The organism is Actinomyces sp. Z16 (genome assembly GCF_003111765.1).
Taxonomy (GTDB): domain Bacteria; phylum Actinomycetota; class Actinomycetes; order Actinomycetales; family Actinomycetaceae; genus Actinomyces; species Actinomyces glycerinitolerans.
This window is the reverse complement of the sequence record NZ_CP027862.1, coordinates 3654987-3673056: the sequence shown is the minus strand read 5'-3', so window position 1 is coordinate 3673056 and position 18070 is coordinate 3654987. Positions and strand designations below refer to the sequence as shown.

Here is an 18070-nt window from a genome sequence, read left to right as displayed (position 1 = left end):
GCCCCGGGTCAAGCCGGGCCGGTAACGTTGCAGTCCCTCCGGGGACTGCACTTCATTGAGGCAAGAGGTCGGGGTTGGCTGTGATTTCCTCGAGCGCGTGTTGCAGTCCCTCCGGGGACTGCACTTCATTGAGGCGGTTGGATACCCGCCCAACCAACCTAGCCACAAGGTTGCAGTCCCTCCGGGGACTGCACTTCATTGAGGCGACGCGCCCGTGTCCAAACCTTCGGGGCGCGCAAGGTTGCAGTCCCTCCGGGGACTGCACTTCATTGAGGCACGCTCCCCAAGCACACCCGCAACCACTAACCACTAGTTGCAGTCCCTCCGGGGACTGCACTTCATTGAGGCTGGTCGAGCAGCCGGGACCACCACAGGTCCGACCCGTTGCAGTCCCTCCGGGGACTGCACTTCATTGAGGCTCGAGACGTTGTCAACACTCCTTCCCGGCCCCACTGTTGCAGTCCCTCCGGGGACTGCACTTCATTGAGGCAAGCTGGACTTCCCCGGCGTCGAGCGCGTCTTCTACGGTTGCAGTCCCTCCGGGGACTGCACTTCATTGAGGCTGGCGGATCGCGCACGAGTACTTGCCCTCGTTCCAGTTGCAGTCCCTCCGGGGACTGCACTTCATTGAGGCAACGAGGCGTTGGGGATGACCGTCAATCAGTTGCTGTTGCAGTCCCTCCGGGGACTGCACTTCATTGAGGCACCGTGGTACGCACTAAGGCAAGTGTTCCCCGCCCGGTTGCAGTCCCTCCGGGGACTGCACTTCATTGAGGCATCGGCACCAACACACGGCTGACCACGACCGAACTCGTTGCAGTCCCTCCGGGGACTGCACTTCATTGAGGCTCTTGAGGGGCGCGTCCGGGCGGGCACGCGAACGTCGTTGCAGTCCCTCCGGGGACTGCACTTCATTGAGGCGCAAAGACGTCGACTGGCGGCAGTTGGTGCCACCGGTTGCAGTTCCTCCGGGGACTGCACTTCATTGAGGCCTCGCCGACCTGCATGATCGCGTCGTCGTCGAAGTAGTTGCAGTTCCTCCGGGGACTGCACTTCATTGAGGCCTCGCCGACCTGCATGATCGCGTCGTCGTCGAAGTAGTTGCAGTCCCTCCGGGGACTGCACTTCATTGAGGCTTCGAGCGTGGTCGTCTAACCTGTCCGTAGCTATTGTTGCAGTCCCTCCGGGGACTGCACTTCATTGAGGCGCGTCGATCCTCTCCTTAGTCGAAGCGGCAGTGACTTGTTGCAGTCCCTCCTGGGACTGCACTTCATTGAGGCGGGGACGGCACCAAGCCCTACCTGCGGCCCGACGGCAGGTTGCAGTCCCTCCGGGGACTGCACTTCATTGAGGCGACCACCCGGACATGTGGCGGTACACCTCGCACATGTTGCAGTCCCTCCAGGGGCTGCAGTTCATTGAGGCGGCGGCTGGCGACGGCCAACCCAGGGTGGCCTCGGGTTGCAGTCTTTCCGGGGACTGCACTTCATTGAGGCGCACTCCACCTCCTCGATGAGGCTGGATACCCCACCGGTTGCAGTCCCTCCGAGGACCGCATTTCATCGCGGTCATCTGCAGGTTGGATCGTTCGTCGGGGTTCGACGGGCTACAGTTTTCGTGGAGTCGCACTTCATTGAGGTACTGCGACGTGCTTTGCACCTCGTCGCTTCAACAAGGTTGCAGTCTCTCCGAGGACTGCACTTCATTGAGCTGGGCGCTGACATCATGTCTCACAGACATGCATGTCGGCGCCCAGCCGAACGTTTCGGACCTCCGTCCCCCGCCTCGGCGTTTACGCGCGCCGCCGTCTACTCCGTGGGCGGCGGCGGGGCGGAGACGGGGCGGCCGTCGTTGGTCAGTTCGAGGACGCGCGCGTGGATGGAGGTGCGCCCCTGGAGCGCGGCGCGCAGGGCCCGGTGCAGACCGGTCTCCAGATACAACTCCCCGTTCCAGGCGACGACGTGGGCGAACAAATCACCGTAGAAGGTGGAGTCGTCGTCGAGCAGGCCGCGCAGGTCCAGCTGCGCCCGCGTGGTCACCAACTGGTCGAGCCGGATCTGACGAGGAGGGATGGCCGCCCAGTCGCGCTGCGCAGTGACCCCATGAGCGGGGTAGGGCGCACTGTCGCCGACGGCCTTGAAGATCACGAACCCATGCTAACGGGAACGTGTGACACACCGGGACACGGAACGGCATTCGGACAATCCCGCCCGAGAGCCGGACCCGTTGGCCCCGTTTGCTGAGCCCCGTTAGTCCCGGGCTGGTGGTGCGCATCCGCCCGGAGGCGCATAGGACGGCGGATCAGCGGCTCTCCGGCGTCTGCCGGCGCAGCAGGGGACCGGTGAGGTAGTGCTGAATGGTCGGCCCCACGACCTCCACCAGGTGGTCCACGGGGGCGCTGGCCAGCGGCTCCACCTGGAAGACGTAGCGGATCATCGCCAGGCCCACCAACTGGCTGCCGGCCAGGGTGGCGCGCTCGCGGGCGTCGGGTCCCAGCACCCCGGCCTGCTCCAGGGCCTGGGCGACCGGTACGGCGATCTGCTCGGTGGCGTAGGTCTGCACGGCCTCGGGAGCGCCGTCGTCGGTGGACACCCAGCGCAGCAGGGAACGGAACGTGACTCCGCCGGAGGAGTCGTCCCAGGCGGTCATCGCCAGGCGCACTAGGCGCGGCCCGGCGGTGCGGATGTCGCCGGAGATCACCTTGGCGATCTCCTCGCTGGCGCGTATGCGCAGGTTCATGGAGGCGCCGAACAGGTCGCCCTTGGAGCCGAAGTAGTAGGAGACGAGCGCCGGGTCGACGCCGGCGGCCCGGGCGACCCCGCGGATGGTGGTCTTGGCGAAGCCCTTGGCCAGGAAGGAGGTGCGGGCGGCGTCGAGGATGGCGTCGCGCGTGGTCTCGGCGCCCGTGCCCGCGCGACTGCCGGAGCGCGGCCCCCGACGACGTGCGCGTGCGGATGCGGAGCTGGTGCCGGGAGCGGCGGGGTCGACGTCGCCTGTGTCCTGGGGAATCGGGGTGGCGGGGAGGGGTTGCCCCGAATGGGATCGCCTGGGTGCGGCCGCGTCGCTCATGTCGTGAGGCTAGACGATCCGGCTCGCGGGGCCTGGGCGGCTGCACGTTCTCCCGAATTAGGAAAGGTTGACTGCGCAATATTCAACGGCGTTCAGGGGATGTTCAGGCGGTTTCGGCCCGGCTCGCGGCGCTTCCAAGGAAAAGCCGCCAGGACTAAGGACCTAGGGCCGGGTTATTTCAACACCGTTGAAGCCCGACGGCGCCCGTGATTACGGTTCTATCCGACCCCGGGTCTTGGGAGGCCCCGGAAGTAACGCATTCCGGGTGGGGTCGAGAGGTGAATTCATGACCGCGAACGCTGAACGCAGGAACGACGTCGAGCAGCCCGCCGCTGTATCCGCGCCGGCTGTCTCCGGCGCCGCGCCCGTCGTGAATGAGGGGCGGCCAGTCGCCAGCACGGGCCCGTCGCTTATGGCCATCCCGCTCGGCATGCCCGCCTTCCCCGCCCGGCGCGCCACCGGCACGACCGCCGCAGGCGCCCCATCTGCGACGACGGCCGCCGACGCCGATACCGCCAACCCCGCCGTCGCCCTGCGCATGGGCCTGGACATCGGCTCCACCACCGTCAAGCTCGTGCTGCTGCCCGAACCGGTCGCGGGCGCGCCCTTCCCCGAGCCGGTCTTTGCCGAGTACCGCCGCCACAACGCCGACGTGCGCGGCGAGGTCTCCCGCCTACTGGCCGAGGTCGACGCCGCCTTCCCGGGCGCGCGCGTGCGCGGCGCCGTCACCGGCAGCGCCGGATTGAACCTTGCCAACCTGATGGGCCTGCCCTTCGTGCAGGAGGTCATCGCCGAGACCCGCACCGTCCAGGCCAAGAACCCCGAGGCCGATGTCATCATCGAGCTCGGCGGCGAGGACGCCAAGATCACCTACCTGCACCCCACCCCCGAGCAGCGCATGAACGGCACCTGCGCGGGCGGCACCGGTGCCTTCATCGACCAGATGGCGCAGCTGCTGCACACCGACGCCTCCGGCCTGAACGAGCTCGCCGCCAAATACCAGACCCTCTACCCGATCGCCTCGCGCTGCGGCGTGTTCGCCAAGTCCGACCTGCAGCCGCTGATCAACCAGGGCGCCGCGAGCGAGGACCTGGCCGCCTCCGTGCTGCAGGCCGTGGTCACCCAGACCATCGCCGGCCTGGCCTGCGGCCGCCCCATCCGCGGCAACGTCATGTTCCTCGGCGGCCCGCTGCACTTCCTGCCCGAGCTGCGCCGGGCCTTCGAGCGCACCCTGGCCGACCAGGTCGACTCCTTCACCTGCCCCGACGACGCCCAGCTGTACGTCGCCGTCGGCGCCGCCCTCCTGGCCGACGGGGAGCCGGCGCCGCTGACCGAGATCGCCGACCGCCTCGCCTCCCGCCGCGCCGCCGGCACGGGCGCCAGCCGCATGCGCCCCCTGTTCGCCGACGACGCCGAACTCGCCGCCTTCCGCGCCCGTCACGCCCAGGCCACCGTGGAGCGGGTCGGCTGGCCCGCCCCGCCCGCCGACGCCGAGGCCGCCGACGGCGCCCCCACCCACTACCAGGACTGCTTCCTGGGCATCGACGCCGGCTCCACCACCATCAAGGCCGTCGTCGTCGACGAACAAAACCGCATCGTCTGGGAGCACTACGCCGGCAACGAGGGCGACCCCGTCACCGCCGCCGTCGAGATCCTGCGCCGCATCCACCTGGAGATGCCCGAGCACGTGCGCATCGTCCGCTCCTGCGTCACCGGCTACGGCGAGGGCATCGTCAAGGCCGCGCTGCGCATCGACGAGGGCGTGGTGGAGACCATGGCCCACTACCGGGCCGCCGCCCACCTGAACCCCGGCGTCACCAGCGTCATCGACATCGGCGGGCAGGACATGAAGTACCTGCGCATCCGCGGCGGCGCCATCGACTCCATCTCCGTCAACGAGGCCTGCTCCGCCGGCTGCGGCTCCTTCCTGCAGACCTTCGCCCAGTCCATGGGCCAGTCCATCCAGGAGTTCTCCGCCTCCGCGCTGACCGCGGACAGCCCGGTGGACCTGGGCAGCCGCTGCACCGTGTTCATGAACTCCTCGGTCAAGCAGGCCCAGAAGGAGAACGCCACCCCCGGCGACATCAGCGCCGGACTGTCCTACTCGGTGGTGCGCAACGCCCTGTACAAGGTCATCAAGCTGCGCGACGCCTCCCAGCTGGGCGAGCGCATCAGCGTTCAGGGCGGCACCTTCCTCAACGACGCCGTGCTGCGCGCCTTCGAGCTGCTCACCGGACGCGAGGTGGTCCGCCCCGACATCGCCGGCCTCATGGGCTGCTTCGGCGCCGCCTTGACCGCCCACGAGACCTACGACGGCGTCCCCGGCACGCTGATGAGCCTGGCCGAGCTGTCCCGCTTCGGCTTCACCACCGAGACCACGGTGTGCAAGCTGTGCCAGAACCACTGCAAGCTGACCATCACCACCTTCAACGACGGCCAGCGGCACGTGTCCGGCAACCGCTGCGAGCGCGGCGCCACCCAGGAGCGCCGCAAGACCAAGTCCGACATGCCCAACCTGTACGACTACAAGTACCGGCGCACCTTCGCCTACCGGCGCCTGCGCCAGGGGCAGGACACCCGCGGCGAGATCGGCGTGCCCCGGGTGCTGGGCATGTACGAGAACTACCCGCTGTGGTTCACGATCCTCACCCAGCTGGGCTTCCGCGTCATGCTGTCGGGCCGCTCCAACCACGAACTGTTCGAGAAGGGCATGGACTCCATCCCCTCCGAGAACGTGTGCTACCCGGCCAAGCTCGCCCACGGTCACGTCCAGTCGTTGATCGACAAGGGCGTGAAGACCATCTGGTTCCCCTGCGTCTTCTACGAGCGCGGACTCGTCGACGGCGCCGACGACCACTACAACTGCCCGATCGTGGCCACCTACCCCGAGGTCATCCGCAACAACGTGGAGGCCATTCGCGACGGCGCGGATGCCGACGGCGCCGCGCCCGCCGAGGGGGAGAAGACCGACGGCGTGCGCATGCTCGCCCCCTTCCTGAACCTCGCCGACCCGGCCAAGCTGGCCGAGCGGCTGGTGGAGGTCTTCGCCGACTGGAACGTGACCCTCCCCGAGGCGCGCAAGGCCGTAGCGGCGGGCTTCGCCGAGGACGCCGCCTTCAAGGCGGACGTGCGCGCCGAGGGCCGCCGCACCCTGGAGTGGATGCGCGAGAACGGCCGCAAGGGCATAGTCCTGGCCGGCCGCCCCTACCACATCGACCCCGAGATCAACCACGGCGTCCCCGACGTCATCAACACCCTGGGCATGGCCGTCCTCTCCGAGGACTCGATCCTGCCCGAACCCGAGCCGTCCCCCGACGGCGCCGGGGACGGCGTCGAGCACCAGGTGGCCGGCGGCGCACTGTCCCGCGCCGTCGCCTCCATCCGCCGCGGCCTGGGCCGCGGCAAGGAGGACCCGCAGGCGCCCGCCGACTGGTCCGACGTCACCGCGGAGGGGCTGGAGGCGCCGACGGCGTCGGTCGCCGTCGCCAACGTGTCCCCGAGGCTGCGCGTACGCGACCAGTGGGCCTACCACTCGCGCCTGTATCGGGCCGCCGAGCTGGTCACCCGGGCCGACGACCTCGAACTGGTGCAGCTGAACTCCTTCGGCTGCGGCGTCGACGCGGTCACCACCGACCAGGTGCAGGAGATCCTCGAGTCCGCCGGCGGGGTGTACACCACCCTCAAGATCGACGAGGTCTCCAACCTCGGCGCCGCCACCATCCGCCTGCGCTCGCTCGCCGCCGCCAGCGAGGCGCGCCGGCGGCAGCGGGAGGCGGGAGAGCAGGCGGCGGACGCCGTCGTCGACGAGCAGGCGCAGGACCTCGCGGACGAGCCCGTCGAGGTCGACACCACCACGCCCACCGCCGGGGACGCTATCGCCGTCGGCAAGGAGGACGGCGGTGCTCCGCGCGAGAACCCGGCGCCCGCGGACGACGGCGACCACACGCTCGCCGGGCGCGTGGCCCGCAGCGAGCGGAGCCTGCCGGCCGCCACCACCCCGATGTTCACCGAGGAGATGCGCGAGACCCACACCATCCTCATGCCGCAGATGAGCCCGATCCACTTCCGGCCGCTGGTGCCGCTCATGCGACGCCTGGGCTACAAGGTCGAGCTGCTGGAGTCCGCCAGCAAGGCCGACCTCGAGGTGGGGCTGCGCTACGTCAACAACGACGCCTGCTTCCCCGCCATCATGGTGATCGGCCAGCTCATCGGCGCCTTCGAGGACGGCTCCCACGATCCGGACAAGTGCGTGGTCGCCATCTCCCAGACCGGCGGCATGTGCCGCGCCACCAACTACGCCGCCATGCTCCGCAAGGGCCTGCGCGAGGCCGGCTACCCGCAGATCCCGGTGCTGGCCGTCTCCCTGCAGGGCATTGAGGAGAACCCCGGCTTCAAGCTCACCCCCACCATGGCCTACAAGGCGCTGCAGGGGGTCGTCATCGGCGACACCCTGAGCACCTGCCTGCTGCGGGTGCGGCCCTACGAGGCGGTGCCCGGCTCCGCGCAGGCGCTGTACGAGCGCTGGAGCCAGATCGCCTGCGAGTTCTTCGAGCACAAGGGCCGCTCCACCACCTGGGGCGGGCGCATCGGCTACCGCCGCCTGCTGCGGGAGATGGTGCACGAGTTCGATGCGCTGGAGCTGGCGGATGTGCCCCGCAAGCCGCGCGTCGGCGTCGTGGGGGAGATCCTGGTCAAGTTCCAGCCGGACGCCAACAACCACGTGGTCGACCAGATCGAGGCCGAGGGCTGCGAGGCCGTCGTCCCCGGGCTGCTGGGCTTCTTCCTCAACGGCATGACCACCGCCCAGTGGAAGGCGGACACCTACGGCATCGGCACCGACACCGTCTACCAGAAGAAGGCGGGCGTGTGGTTCATCGAGCAGGTGCAGGCCCCCGCCCGGGCCGCCCTGGCCGCCGCCGGCGGCAAGTTCGACGTCGAGTCCCCCATCGCGGAAATGGCCGAGAAGGCCGGCCAGATCCTCAGCCTCGGCAACCAGGCCGGCGAGGGCTGGCTGCTGACCGCCGAGATGATCGAACTCATCGAGCACGGCACCCCCAACATCGTGTGCTGCCAGCCCTTCGCCTGCCTGCCCAACCACGTGGTCGGCAAGGGCATGTTCCGGGAGATCCGCCGCCGCTACCCGCAGGCCAACATCGTCGGCATCGACTACGACCCCGGCGCCAGCGAGGTCAACCAGCTCAACCGCATCAAGCTGATGATCTCCACCGCCTTCATGATGCAGGAGGATGCCGCGCGGGATGCGGCCGGCGCACCGGCCACACCGGCGGGCGTGCGGACGGCGGAGGCGTCGTCGTCGACCGCGGATCGGCTGCTCACCGGCATTGACAACGCCTCGGAGGACGGGCGCACCGCCCGCGACCTGATCGCCGACTTGGGACCCGCCCCCGATGGCACGCCGACCTCACCGGACGTGGCCTCTCCCGAGCGGGTCGGCGCCGACCGGGTGTAAGTCGCGCAGTAGACGGTCGCCGTAGCGGGTCAGCCGTCAGAGCTGCGGGCGGACCCGGTCAGGTCGCCGCCATCCACGGAGGTCAGCAGGCAGGAGACTCTGCGGTCGCCCTGTGCCCAGGTGCTCTGCGTGGGCCGCAGGGAGGTGACCGCGTAGCGGCCCTGGGTGTAGGCGTCGTCGTAGCTGGTGCCGACGTAGTTCTCGAAGGCGTCGTAGCAGATGTCCGAGACGTACTGCTCCATGAGGTCGCCTTCCGGGAAGGCGTCCGCGGCGATCGCGCCCTCCGCGTAGACCTCGTAGCGGTGTGGGGCGGCGCAGTCGATGAGATCGACGCTGGAGACGGTGCCGGGCTCGGCGGCGCTCGCGGTGTTTGCCGAGGCGTCCGCCGTGGCGGTGTCGGGCTGTGACGCGGAGGGCTCCGGCGTCTGTGTGTTCGAGGTTTCCGCGCCGGCGTCTGCCGCGTCCCCGGGCGTGGCATAGGTCAGGCAGTCGCCGACCTCGATGTCCATGGCGGAAACGGTCTGTGCGGTCGGGGTGGCGAGGGCCTCCTGGAGCGGCACGCCCTGACTGGGTGTGGCGGACGGCGACGGCGTGGTTGTGGGCGTGGCGGGATCCGCCGTGGTGCCGCCCTGGCATGCCGTTACTCCCAGGGCAAGCAGTAGCGCGGCGGGGATGGCGAGCGCGGTACGGGGATGACGCATGTCTTAAGGCTGACACACATTGCTCCGGGGACGGAAAGGCGCCCGTGCGCGGCCGTAGGCTCATCGGTGCCCCGCCGGCCGCCGGCCGTTGCGCCGGATCCGACACGCCCACCAACGCATTCAGCGCTGCGCGGGGGATGCCGCCGGACATGCCGGTGGCCCGTGGGCGGGTGGTGTCCCCGGCCCACAGGCCACCGACGAGGTGCTCGAAGCCCTCGGGGTTCCCGGTCCCGAGGGGCGGTCCTCCTTCGCCAGGACGACGCGGCGCGGGCTCCCATGTACCCGTCCCGTCTCGGAAGCGGGTCAGTCACTGGGCTCCCCATTCCCTCATGACCCGTTCCGCCCGGCGGCAGTGACCATGTAACCCGCTGCGGCTGGGAGGTCCCCCGATGTGGCGCTGTGAAAGTTCTAGGAACGACTTAACCGGCGGTTTGTGTGTGTGGGGGTGGTGGTTCGGGCCGGCGGTCGGGGTGTGGTGGTCGTGTTCGGGTTGATGAGGACGTCGTCGGCGCCGTTGTGGGTATGGACGGTTTGTGTGTTCCGGTGACGGTTCGTCAGGTAGCAGCAACGATTCGGCATGAACGGCGACGCTTCGTGCGTCTACCCCGCTATGTTGTCTTCACGCTCCTGGGACGGTTGAGTCGCAAGGCCTCTGAGATGCCGGTACACCCATCATTGCCGGGGTCTTGTTCAGCTGGGCGGGCGATTGGGGCCGACGGTTGAACGGCTGCCCTGTACGCCCCACCGCGTGCGAGGGCTAACTGACCTGGGAAGAAAGTCACCTAGTAATGGGCCCTTGGGCCCATTACCATGATTAAGCAACTCGTTCCGCACCACCGCCAGGAGGTCGATGATGATAACGACGTCCACCGCCCCGGCGCCTCAGCGCGAGGAGCCGACCCCGGCGCTCCCTCAGCCGACCAAGGACAGGGGCCAGGACTGGGCCGCCAAGGCCGAACTTGCGATGGAGGCACGTCGTCAGGGGGCCAAGCTGCGCCGCGGCAAGAGGAAGAGCTTCCGCCCCGTGGTTGGCCGTATCTGATGGCCTCGGCACCGCATACTCCGCTGTTCCACGCGGAGCATTCGGCCCGCTACGCACGCCAGGAGCTGATCAAGCAGTATCAGGATCTCAAAGACGTGAATCTCATCGTCGTGATCGACCAGATCGGCTGGACGAACATGACAATCCTTGAGGAACTCCTCGTCGACTGTGATCCAGAGAAGGACCTTCACTTGCTCCTGTCGTCCCCGGGCGGCGATGGGGAGACCGCTCTGCGTATGGTCCGCTCAATGCAGACGCGGTGCCGTGAACTCACGGTGCTTGTGCCGGACATGGCAAAGAGCGCCGCCACGATCCTTTGCCTCGGCGCGAACCACATCGTGATGGGGCCCGGCGGCGACCTCGGCCCGATCGACCCGCAGATGCTCTACACCGACGAGACCGGGCGACCGACGATGTCCAGCGCCAAGGACATCGTCGCGGCGGTTGAGGAGGCGGAGGCTCGGACAACTCAGAACCCGAACGCTTACCCTCTGTTCTCGTCGATGCTCGCCGACGTCACTATGGTGATGCTTGAGCAGGCGCGATCGGCCCTTGATAGGTCGGAGTCGCTCATGCGTGAAGCGTTGTCCGCAGCTGGTAGATCAGGGGATGAGGTCGAGCGTCTCGCCGGAGAACTGAAGCCACTCCTGATCGATGCGCCAAGAAGCCATTCGGCAGTCGTCTCTGTCGACCACGCTGCCGCCGTCGGCCTGCCCGCTACAGCCGCGGACTGCAATGACGAGGCATGGAAGTTGGTCTGGGCGCTCTGGACGCACTACTTCGCTCTCGGTTGCTGGCCTCGCGGCAATACAGCCATCTACGAGGGCGTTCGCGCATCGCATGAGGGATGACCTGTTCTCTCCCCTGACCGATCGCCCACCCAGGTATTGCGCCGGCCCTATGCAGGGTCGGCGCTTTCCTTCCATCGGCGCGGGGTGCTCGCGGTTTGCTAGTCGTCCCAGTCGAAGTCCGGGCGGGGCGTGGTGGCGGGCATCTTGTCGATGTTCGCGTCGGTGATGGCTTCGCCGAGGTCGTCGAGCCAGTCCTCGTCAATGGTTTCCGCGTCGGCGGTGTTGAGCACGACGTCGGCCTTGAGCTTGGTGCCCTTGACCACGGCCCTCACGATCGGCACGTAGCCGCGCTGCTCAATGTGCCTGACCAGGGGCAGGAGCTTGTCCGACTGTCCCTTGGTCAGTACTCCGACGCGCTGCCCGTCGATCTCGACCTGCACGCATTCGTATGACGACCGGGGCCGGATCTCGTTAATGGACCTCAGGGACGCCGCAACATGGTTGTCCACGTTGACGCCGCGACGCACGTACCCGGCCAGGACGTCCATGTGCTCCTCCTCCTTGGTCACTTGGATGCGCCTGCCCGTCGGGATTACGGCATACGGCGCGTCGGGGAAGTCATTGGAGGGGAACATGCCTGCCGGCTCGGGCACTACGAGCGTCACGCGGGCATTGACGTCGCCGCCGGCGGAGGGGCGGCTCGCCCAGACCCTCGCTCGAACCCGCACGAGCACGCCGTTGCCATGCATGCTCTCCAACGTCGGAAAGTATCTGTCGGCGTCCTCCCGGGCGAGATATCCAACGTGCTCCCCACCGAAGTACACGGCCACCGCACCATCCCCACCGTAGGGATTGTTCGGGTCCGGGACAAGAATTCCCTCCCCATAAACCTCGACGCCGCCGTACTGGTCGAACCCCGGCTTGCGGCCCAGTAGGCGCACGAATGCCCGCTGCCGGTAGTGCTCCCCCACCACTTCAAGCGACTGCCCGGGAGCCCACGGGTCCACGAGCGTCCCCAACGGCTTCGGCGGCACCCAATCACCACTCGCAGTGCTGTAGCCCTCCCGGTCCTTGCGCTCCTGCTCGGCCTGGGCGCGCTCGCGAGCCGCTGCTGCGGCAGCGGCCCGTTTCTCCTCGCGTTCTTTTCGCCGTGCGGCTCTGGCGGCCTTCCGCTCAGCACGCTTTGCCTCCTGCTCTTCCTTGGCTGCCTGTCGCTCGGCTTCTATCTGACGTCGTTTCGCGGCTTTTTCCTCGGCTGCCTTGGCCTTCTGTGACTCGTCGCGGGGCTGGGTCTGCAGCAGGGCCGGTTGCGGTGGTGTCGGCCGGGCTGCGGCGGCCTGGGCGGCTCGCCGTGCGGCGCGTTCGACGGCCCACTTGTCTACGCGTTCGGCTCCGCGGAACAGGAGTACTGCGACCACGATTGGTGGGATCACGAGGATCAGGGAGCCGAGGACGGCGTCTCCGCCACTGTAGTCGTCGGTGGCCATGGCGCCGATGATGCCGATGATCCCGAGGCCTGCGAAGAGTGTGGACAGGACGCCGAGGACGCGCAGTGCGATCCCCCAGCCGGAGGGCTTCATATTCATCTCTTCCCTGAGTGCGGACAGTGGCGGGCGTCTCTTATCTTGCGCTGCGCTTAGCTCGTCTGTGCGGTTTTGAGGTCGTCTCAGGCAACGATCTTGTGACGACGCAGCGTCTCTCGGTAGGCGAACACGACCCACCTGGCACGTCAAGCTCGACGGCGAGCGCCCCGATGCGAGTTATCGGCGTGAACGTGTTGCTAAAGATCGGGATTTTGGTTGCTGTGGTGCGGGGAAGTCGGGGTGATTATGGCCTGGGAGGTTAACCCGGGGCGGTGGTTGACTTTCGGGGTAGATGTGCGGGCCGTGAGAACACGGTCCCCACGAGCAAGGCTCTGCCCGATCTGTCAGACCCCTATGAAGAAGCCCGGCCGCACCGCCGCAGGCACCCAACGGTGGAAGTGCACCGCCCCGGTTGGACCGCCCACGCCCCGATGGACCGCCCACGCCCCGTTGGACCGCCCACGCCCCGTTGGACCGCTGTAACCGGCGGCTACGGCGGTCCAACCGGGGAACAGCGGTCCAACCGGGGAACAGCGGTCCAACCGGGGAACAGCGGTCCAACCGACAGGCTCAACAGCCACGCACACCGCCACCCAACCGCGCACCTCCACCCAAGCACTGACACAACCGGACCTAGTGAGCCCGGGGGCGCCCGAACCACACACACGTTCGCGCCGACAACCCCGAAGAAGGCCTCTGGAAACGCAAAGGCTGGGCCGGCCGAACCAGCTAGAACACCCCGACACGCCGGTCTAAAGCAACACGTTCGCGCCTATAACCCCCGATGCGAGGGTCTGCCGGCATCTCGGCCCGGCAGTAGGCATCAGGGGTGATGAGCCGGCAGGCGACGGCCCGATTGGTATGGGCTTCGACCGCGCTGCCTTGGTGGCTGTCGTCCCCGCGGTCGCGGCGTGCCGCCACACGCAAATGGCTGCCCCTCACCCAAACCGGGTGTGGGGCGGCCCCTTTTTCGCGTGCCCGCGCGGTGGTGTTCGTCACGTAGGTGGTGGGCAGATGTTGACAGGAGTGTTGACAGGAGGGAAAAGAGAATCCCCGGAATCGTTGTGATTCCGGGGAAAAGTGGTGGCGGAGGATGGGGGATTCGAACCCCCGAGGGCTTGCACCCAACACGCTTTCCAAGCGTGCGCCATAGGCCGCTAGGCGAATCCTCCAGGTGCCGCACGCGGCTGCTCACCACGCGTAGCGAAACGCGAATATATCGGACCCGGCGCCCTCAGCGCCAACCCGCAGCGGCCTGGATGCGGTGGCATCGGTCACGAGCAGACGTGGCAGGCGTGGGCGCGGTCCTGCCCGCATGGCTTGCTGGCCGGCGGACTTGACCGCCTCCGGCCCCCATCGGGTACGCTCGCACCCGGCCCCTCGTGCGGCGTCATCCAGTGAATCCCCCAGGACCGGAAGGTAGCAAGGGTAAGCGGGCTCTGGCGGGTGCACGGGGGGTCCTGACTTTTGCGGACGTCGAGTTGCCGCCGCGCTGTCGTCGAGGCCGTGGCTCGCGGCGGTGTGCCCGCGTCGGCCGGGGCGGCACGCACTTGCCACGCCATACGCATGGCCGGGGTGCCTCGGGGCGCGCTACCCATCGACGGGGACGGGCGGCAGCGATATGGTAACGGTATGGCTACGAGAAAGAACTCCGACCGCAATGTCCCTGCTATCGCCTCTTTGCTGCTCGCCGGAAGCCTCGCGTTGACGCTGACCGCCTGCGGCTCCTCCGATGACGCCGGCGCTGACGCGTCGACGGCAGCGAGTGAGCCTGTAGCCGTCGAGACCGTCGCGGCCACCGAGGATGCGGACGCGACGGCAACCGAGACCGAGGACGCCGATGAATCCGGCGCCGAGGACACCGAAACCGATGCTGCGAACGACTCCAATGCCGACTCCGCAACCACGGCGACCCCGGCGCCCGAGGGTGTGATGATCTCCGCCATGTCCGGCCGGGACCTGCCCGAGAAGTTGGGCGAATACACCAACACCGGAAAGGATGGGGACGCGGATTGGTACAAGCTCAATGAGGAGGACAGCCTCTTAAAAGCCATAGGAGTCGAATTCAGGGAGGGCATGAACTACGAGATGTCGGTTGAACGCCTGAACGAGACGGTTCCCGCGGGCACCGGCTTGTGCGGCACCACCCTGCCCGGTGGAACCAGCCTCGCCTGCTACTTGCAGGTCACCGACGGAACGGTCGTCGTCTCGGCAGAGGCCTCCTTCATCTCCAAAGAGGATCTCGCCGCCTTCTGCAACGAACTCGCCGCGCAGCTCGGCACCGAGTAATCACCCCTCCCCGCGTAACCGCCGGGCGGGAGCACCTTCTCCCTCTCGCCCGGCGGTTATGCGATTGGCAATGCGTCAGGCGTCGCATCGTGTCGGCCATGCCGTTTAGAGTCGGACTGTGACCACCGCCCTCTACCGCCGCTACCGGCCCGACACCTTCCAGGACGTCATCGGGCAGGAGCATGTGACCGCTCCGCTCATGGCGGCCTTGCGGGCCGACCGCGTCACCCACGCCTACCTGTTCTCCGGCCCGCGCGGCTGCGGCAAGACCACCTCCGCCCGCATCCTGGCCCGCTGCCTGAACTGCGAGCAGTTCCCCACCGACACCCCCTGCGGGCAGTGCCCCTCCTGCCGGGACCTGGCCACCGGCGGGCCGGGCTCGCTCGATGTCGTCGAGATCGACGCCGCCAGCCACAACGGCGTCGACGACGCCCGCGACCTGCGTGAGCGCGCCTCCTTCGCCCCCGCCCGGGACCGCTACAAGATCTTCATCCTCGACGAGGCCCACATGGTCACCCCGCAGGGCTTCAACGCCCTGCTGAAACTGGTCGAGGAGCCGCCCGAGCACGTGAAGTTCATCTTCGCCACCACCGAGCCGGACAAGGTCATCGGCACCATCCGCTCCCGCACCCACCACTACCCCTTCCGCCTCGTCCCGCCGGACATCCTGGAGGGCTACCTGGGGCGCCTGTGCCAGGCGGAGCGCATCGACGTCGGCCCGGGCGTGTTCCCGCTGGTGGTGCGCGCGGGCGGAGGCAGTGTGCGCGACACCCTGTCGGTCATGGACCAGCTGATCGGCGGCGCCGTCGACGGCGAGGTCGACTACCAGCGCGCCGTCGCGCTGCTCGGCTACACGGACACCACCCTGCTGGACTCCTGCGTGGACGCGGTCGCCGCAGCCGACGGCGCCGGCGTGTTCCGGGTGGTGGACCGCGTGGTCACCTCCGGGCACGACCCCCGGCGCTTCGTCGAGGACCTGCTGCAGCGGCTGCGGGACCTACTGGTGATCGCGCTCGCGGGCAACGAGGCCGGGCCCGCACTCGGCTCCCTGCCCGCCGACGAACTCTCCCGCATGGAGGGCCAGGCCCGCACCATCGGCGCGGCCGGCCTGTCCCGGGCCGCGGACGCCACCGCCCAGGCCCTGGACCAGATGGTCGGGGCCACCTCTCCCCGGCTGCAGCTGGAGCTGCTCATGGCGCGCCTGCTGCTGCCCGCGGCCCCCGTGGCGTCGACGTCGCAACCCGCACCGCCGACCGGCCGGCCGGCGCGCGCCAACGCCGGCGTGCCCGCCCCGACGGCGCCGCGGCCCGTGCAGGCGGCAGCGGCCCGGCCGCGTCCGGCAGCGCCGGAGCCGGATGCCCCAACCCCGGCAGCCCCCAACGCCTCCCAGGAGCCGACCGCCAACCGCGCCGCGGCTCCGGCCGCCGAGCCTGCCTCCATGTCCGGGCGCGGCGTTCGGCCCGGGGTGCCGGAGCGAGGCCCGGACTCGCCCACACAACCCGGTCCCGCCGTACCGCCTGCATCGCCGTCGGCCCCGGCGGACTCCTCGGGCCAGCCCGGCCCCGCTCCGGCGTCCGGCAGCGCCGCCGACGCCGAGATGATTCGCGCTCGCTGGGAGGAGGTGCTCGATGCGGCCAAACGCTCACGGCGGGCCACCTGGGCGCTGGTCGGCCCCAACTCTCAGCCCGGTGGCATCAATGACGGCGTCTTCCAGGTGATCTTCACCGGGCAGGGCCTGGCCAACGCCTTCGAGAACGGCGGGCACGGCCCGGTGCTCGCCCAGGCGATCCGCCAGGCGCTCGGCCTCGACCTTGAGGTGCACGCCGTGCTCGTCGGCCCCCAGGGCGGGCCCGGCGGGCCGCGCGGAGGTTCCGGCGGTCCGGGTGGCCCGGGCGGCGGTCGTCCAGGAAGGCTAACCGGTAACGGCGGCTTCGGTGCGCGACCCGGCCCGGGCGCCAACCCCGGCGACGCGGGCACACCGGCACACGCCCCCGGCGCAGGCCCCGGCGCCAGCTCCGGGGCGGGACCCGGCAACGGCGGCATGCGTCCTCCTGCCGGAGCGCCGCACCATGCCGACGCTTCACAGGCCTCCGCTCCTGCGTCGGCCCCCGTCGGCGACGACGGCTGGGGCGAGGTCGCCGTCCCCGGCGCCCGCCACGCCACCCGGGAACAGGCGGCTGTCGCCGCCGAAAGCGCCGCAAGTCCGGCACCCATCACCTCCACCAGTCCCGAATCGTCCGTCTCGTCGGCGGCGGTCGATGCGCGGCCGACGCCCGCCGGTGACGAACCCGATGGCATTGTTGGCGCGGCCCCCGCCGACGCGGGCCCGGAGAGCCCGCACGCCCAGCCGCCGGCCGGCCCCGTGGACGGCGAGCTGTCCACCTCCACGGATGCCGATCCGAGCGCCGCCGGCAGCGCGAGCCCGACCGGTTCGGCCGGCCCGGCGGTAGCCGACCCCGCCCCCGCCGCGGCGGACGTGTCCCCACGCAGCGGCGTCGCCGCATCCAGCCCGGACCCCATCCCCGAGGAGCCGGCCTCCGCCGACTCGCCGGCGGCCGCCGTCCCCGCCGCCATGCCCGGCCCGGACCCGGCGCCCGCACCCGCGGATGAGGCAGACCCCGATGCCGCCCCGCTCGCCACCGTCCACCGGCTGCGTCCGCTGCCGGAGGTGCCCCCCGTGCCGGAGCCGCCCGGCTCGCCCGAGCCGGACTCGAGCCCCAGCACGCCGTCCGCGCCGGACCCCGTGGGTGCCGTAGACCCGGACCCGGCGCGGCCGCACCGGCTGGCACCAGTCGCCTGGGACGCCCCGGCTCAGACCTTCTCCGATGGTGTGCCCCTACCCGAGGAGCCCGGCGACCCCGATGGTCCGGAGGACCTCGGTCCACAGCCCGGGCCATCGCGGCTGTCCGCCGCCCAGGCCGCCGCCAGAGCGGCCGCCCGTGGCGGGGCCCGCAACCACAACGGCGGAGCTTCGACTCCCGCGCACCCCGCCCTTGAGGACGACCTGCCCAGCGAGGACGACGAGGACGCCGAGGAGGCCGGCGTCGTCGGGCTGGAAGTCGTCAAACGTCTCCTGGGCGCCACCGTCCTGGAGGAAGTCACCGTGACCCAGGAAGGACACTGAC

9 protein-coding genes, 1 tRNA gene, 1 other RNA gene, 1 pseudogene and 1 CRISPR repeat array (1 of these 13 running past the window's edge) are annotated in these 18070 nt (G+C 69.3%); of the genes and pseudogenes, 7 read left to right on the top strand and 5 right to left on the bottom strand.

The window, feature by feature from the left end; translation table 11 throughout:
* Positions 1-1569: a CRISPR direct-repeat array (repeat unit 36 nt; unit sequence GTTGCAGTCCCTCCGGGGACTGCACTTCATTGAGGC) (it extends 483 nt beyond the left edge of the window).
* 239 nt (positions 1570-1808) lie between these two features.
* Both C3B71_RS15290 and C3B71_RS15285 read right to left on the bottom strand, forming a co-directional pair.
* Positions 1809-2147, bottom strand: a complete 339-nt coding sequence (locus tag C3B71_RS15290; protein WP_073333778.1) for a type II toxin-antitoxin system VapB family antitoxin — start codon at positions 2145-2147, stop codon at positions 1809-1811.
* 154 nt (positions 2148-2301) lie between these two features.
* A complete protein-coding gene (locus C3B71_RS15285; RefSeq protein ID WP_108969232.1) occupies positions 2302-3069 on the bottom strand; it encodes a TetR/AcrR family transcriptional regulator in 768 nt (255 codons plus the stop codon).
* A gap of 538 nt (positions 3070-3607) precedes the next feature.
* On the opposite strand from C3B71_RS15285, the gene C3B71_RS15280 reads away from it, so the two are divergent.
* Positions 3608-8539 carry an acyl-CoA dehydratase activase-related protein gene (locus C3B71_RS15280; RefSeq protein ID WP_108970012.1) on the top strand — a complete coding sequence of 1644 codons (4932 nt, stop codon included), beginning with the start codon at positions 3608-3610 and terminating at the stop codon, positions 8537-8539.
* 29 nt (positions 8540-8568) lie between these two features.
* Here C3B71_RS15280 and C3B71_RS15275 read toward each other — a convergent pair whose 3' ends face one another.
* Entirely contained in the window at positions 8569-9240 is a 672-nt protein-coding gene (locus C3B71_RS15275; protein ID WP_073333783.1) for a septum formation family protein, read from the bottom strand.
* Between the two features lie 850 nt (positions 9241-10090).
* Between C3B71_RS15275 and C3B71_RS15270 the strand changes: the two genes are divergently transcribed.
* Positions 10091-10282, top strand: a complete 192-nt coding sequence (locus tag C3B71_RS15270) for a hypothetical protein (RefSeq protein ID WP_073333785.1) — start codon at positions 10091-10093, stop codon at positions 10280-10282.
* Complete coding sequence (locus C3B71_RS15265) at positions 10282-11133, top strand: SDH family Clp fold serine proteinase (RefSeq protein WP_073333787.1); 852 nt, start codon at positions 10282-10284, stop codon at positions 11131-11133. The genes C3B71_RS15270 and C3B71_RS15265 overlap by 1 nt, the downstream gene beginning before the upstream one ends.
* A gap of 98 nt (positions 11134-11231) precedes the next feature.
* Here C3B71_RS15265 and C3B71_RS15260 read toward each other — a convergent pair whose 3' ends face one another.
* Positions 11232-12659 (bottom strand): hypothetical protein, encoded by a 1428-nt coding sequence (locus C3B71_RS15260; protein ID WP_146750759.1) that lies wholly within the window; start codon positions 12657-12659, stop codon positions 11232-11234.
* Positions 12660-12959: 300 nt separating this feature from the next.
* Here C3B71_RS15260 and C3B71_RS17035 point away from each other — a divergent pair.
* Positions 12960-13058 (top strand): annotated as a pseudogene (locus C3B71_RS17035) (transposase-like zinc-binding domain-containing protein); the annotation flags it as partial.
* 682 nt (positions 13059-13740) lie between these two features.
* On the opposite strand, the gene C3B71_RS15255 reads toward C3B71_RS17035, so the two are convergent.
* A tRNA-Ser gene (locus tag C3B71_RS15255) sits at positions 13741-13828 on the bottom strand.
* Between the two features lie 199 nt (positions 13829-14027).
* Between C3B71_RS15255 and ffs the strand changes: the two genes are divergently transcribed.
* The 3 genes from ffs (at position 14028) to C3B71_RS15240 (ending at position 18069) form a co-directional block, all read left to right on the top strand.
* Positions 14028-14122, top strand: an RNA gene (gene ffs, locus C3B71_RS15250) — signal recognition particle sRNA small type.
* A gap of 166 nt (positions 14123-14288) precedes the next feature.
* Positions 14289-14945, top strand: a complete 657-nt coding sequence (locus tag C3B71_RS16235; protein ID WP_181574892.1) for a hypothetical protein — start codon at positions 14289-14291, stop codon at positions 14943-14945.
* 118 nt (positions 14946-15063) lie between these two features.
* Positions 15064-18069 carry a DNA polymerase III subunit gamma and tau gene (locus C3B71_RS15240; protein WP_108969227.1) on the top strand — a complete coding sequence of 1002 codons (3006 nt, stop codon included), beginning with the start codon at positions 15064-15066 and terminating at the stop codon, positions 18067-18069.
* Position 18070: the final 1 nt, after the last annotated feature.

Excerpts from the sequence above, each read along its gene's own strand:
- C3B71_RS15280 (WP_108970012.1), top strand. The coding sequence starts at position 3,608 with ATGGGCCTGGACATCGGCTCCACCACCGTCAAGCTCGTGCTGCTGCCC.
- C3B71_RS15270 (WP_073333785.1), top strand. The coding sequence starts at position 10,091 with ATGATGATAACGACGTCCACCGCCCCGGCGCCTCAGCGCGAGGAGCCG.
- C3B71_RS15285 (WP_108969232.1), bottom strand. The coding sequence starts at position 3,069 with ATGAGCGACGCGGCCGCACCCAGGCGATCCCATTCGGGGCAACCCCTC.
- C3B71_RS15260 (WP_146750759.1), bottom strand. The coding sequence starts at position 12,659 with ATGAATATGAAGCCCTCCGGCTGGGGGATCGCACTGCGCGTCCTCGGC.
- C3B71_RS15265 (WP_073333787.1), top strand. The coding sequence starts at position 10,282 with ATGGCCTCGGCACCGCATACTCCGCTGTTCCACGCGGAGCATTCGGCC.
- C3B71_RS16235 (WP_181574892.1), top strand. The coding sequence starts at position 14,289 with ATGGCTACGAGAAAGAACTCCGACCGCAATGTCCCTGCTATCGCCTCT.
- C3B71_RS15275 (WP_073333783.1), bottom strand. The coding sequence starts at position 9,240 with ATGCGTCATCCCCGTACCGCGCTCGCCATCCCCGCCGCGCTACTGCTT.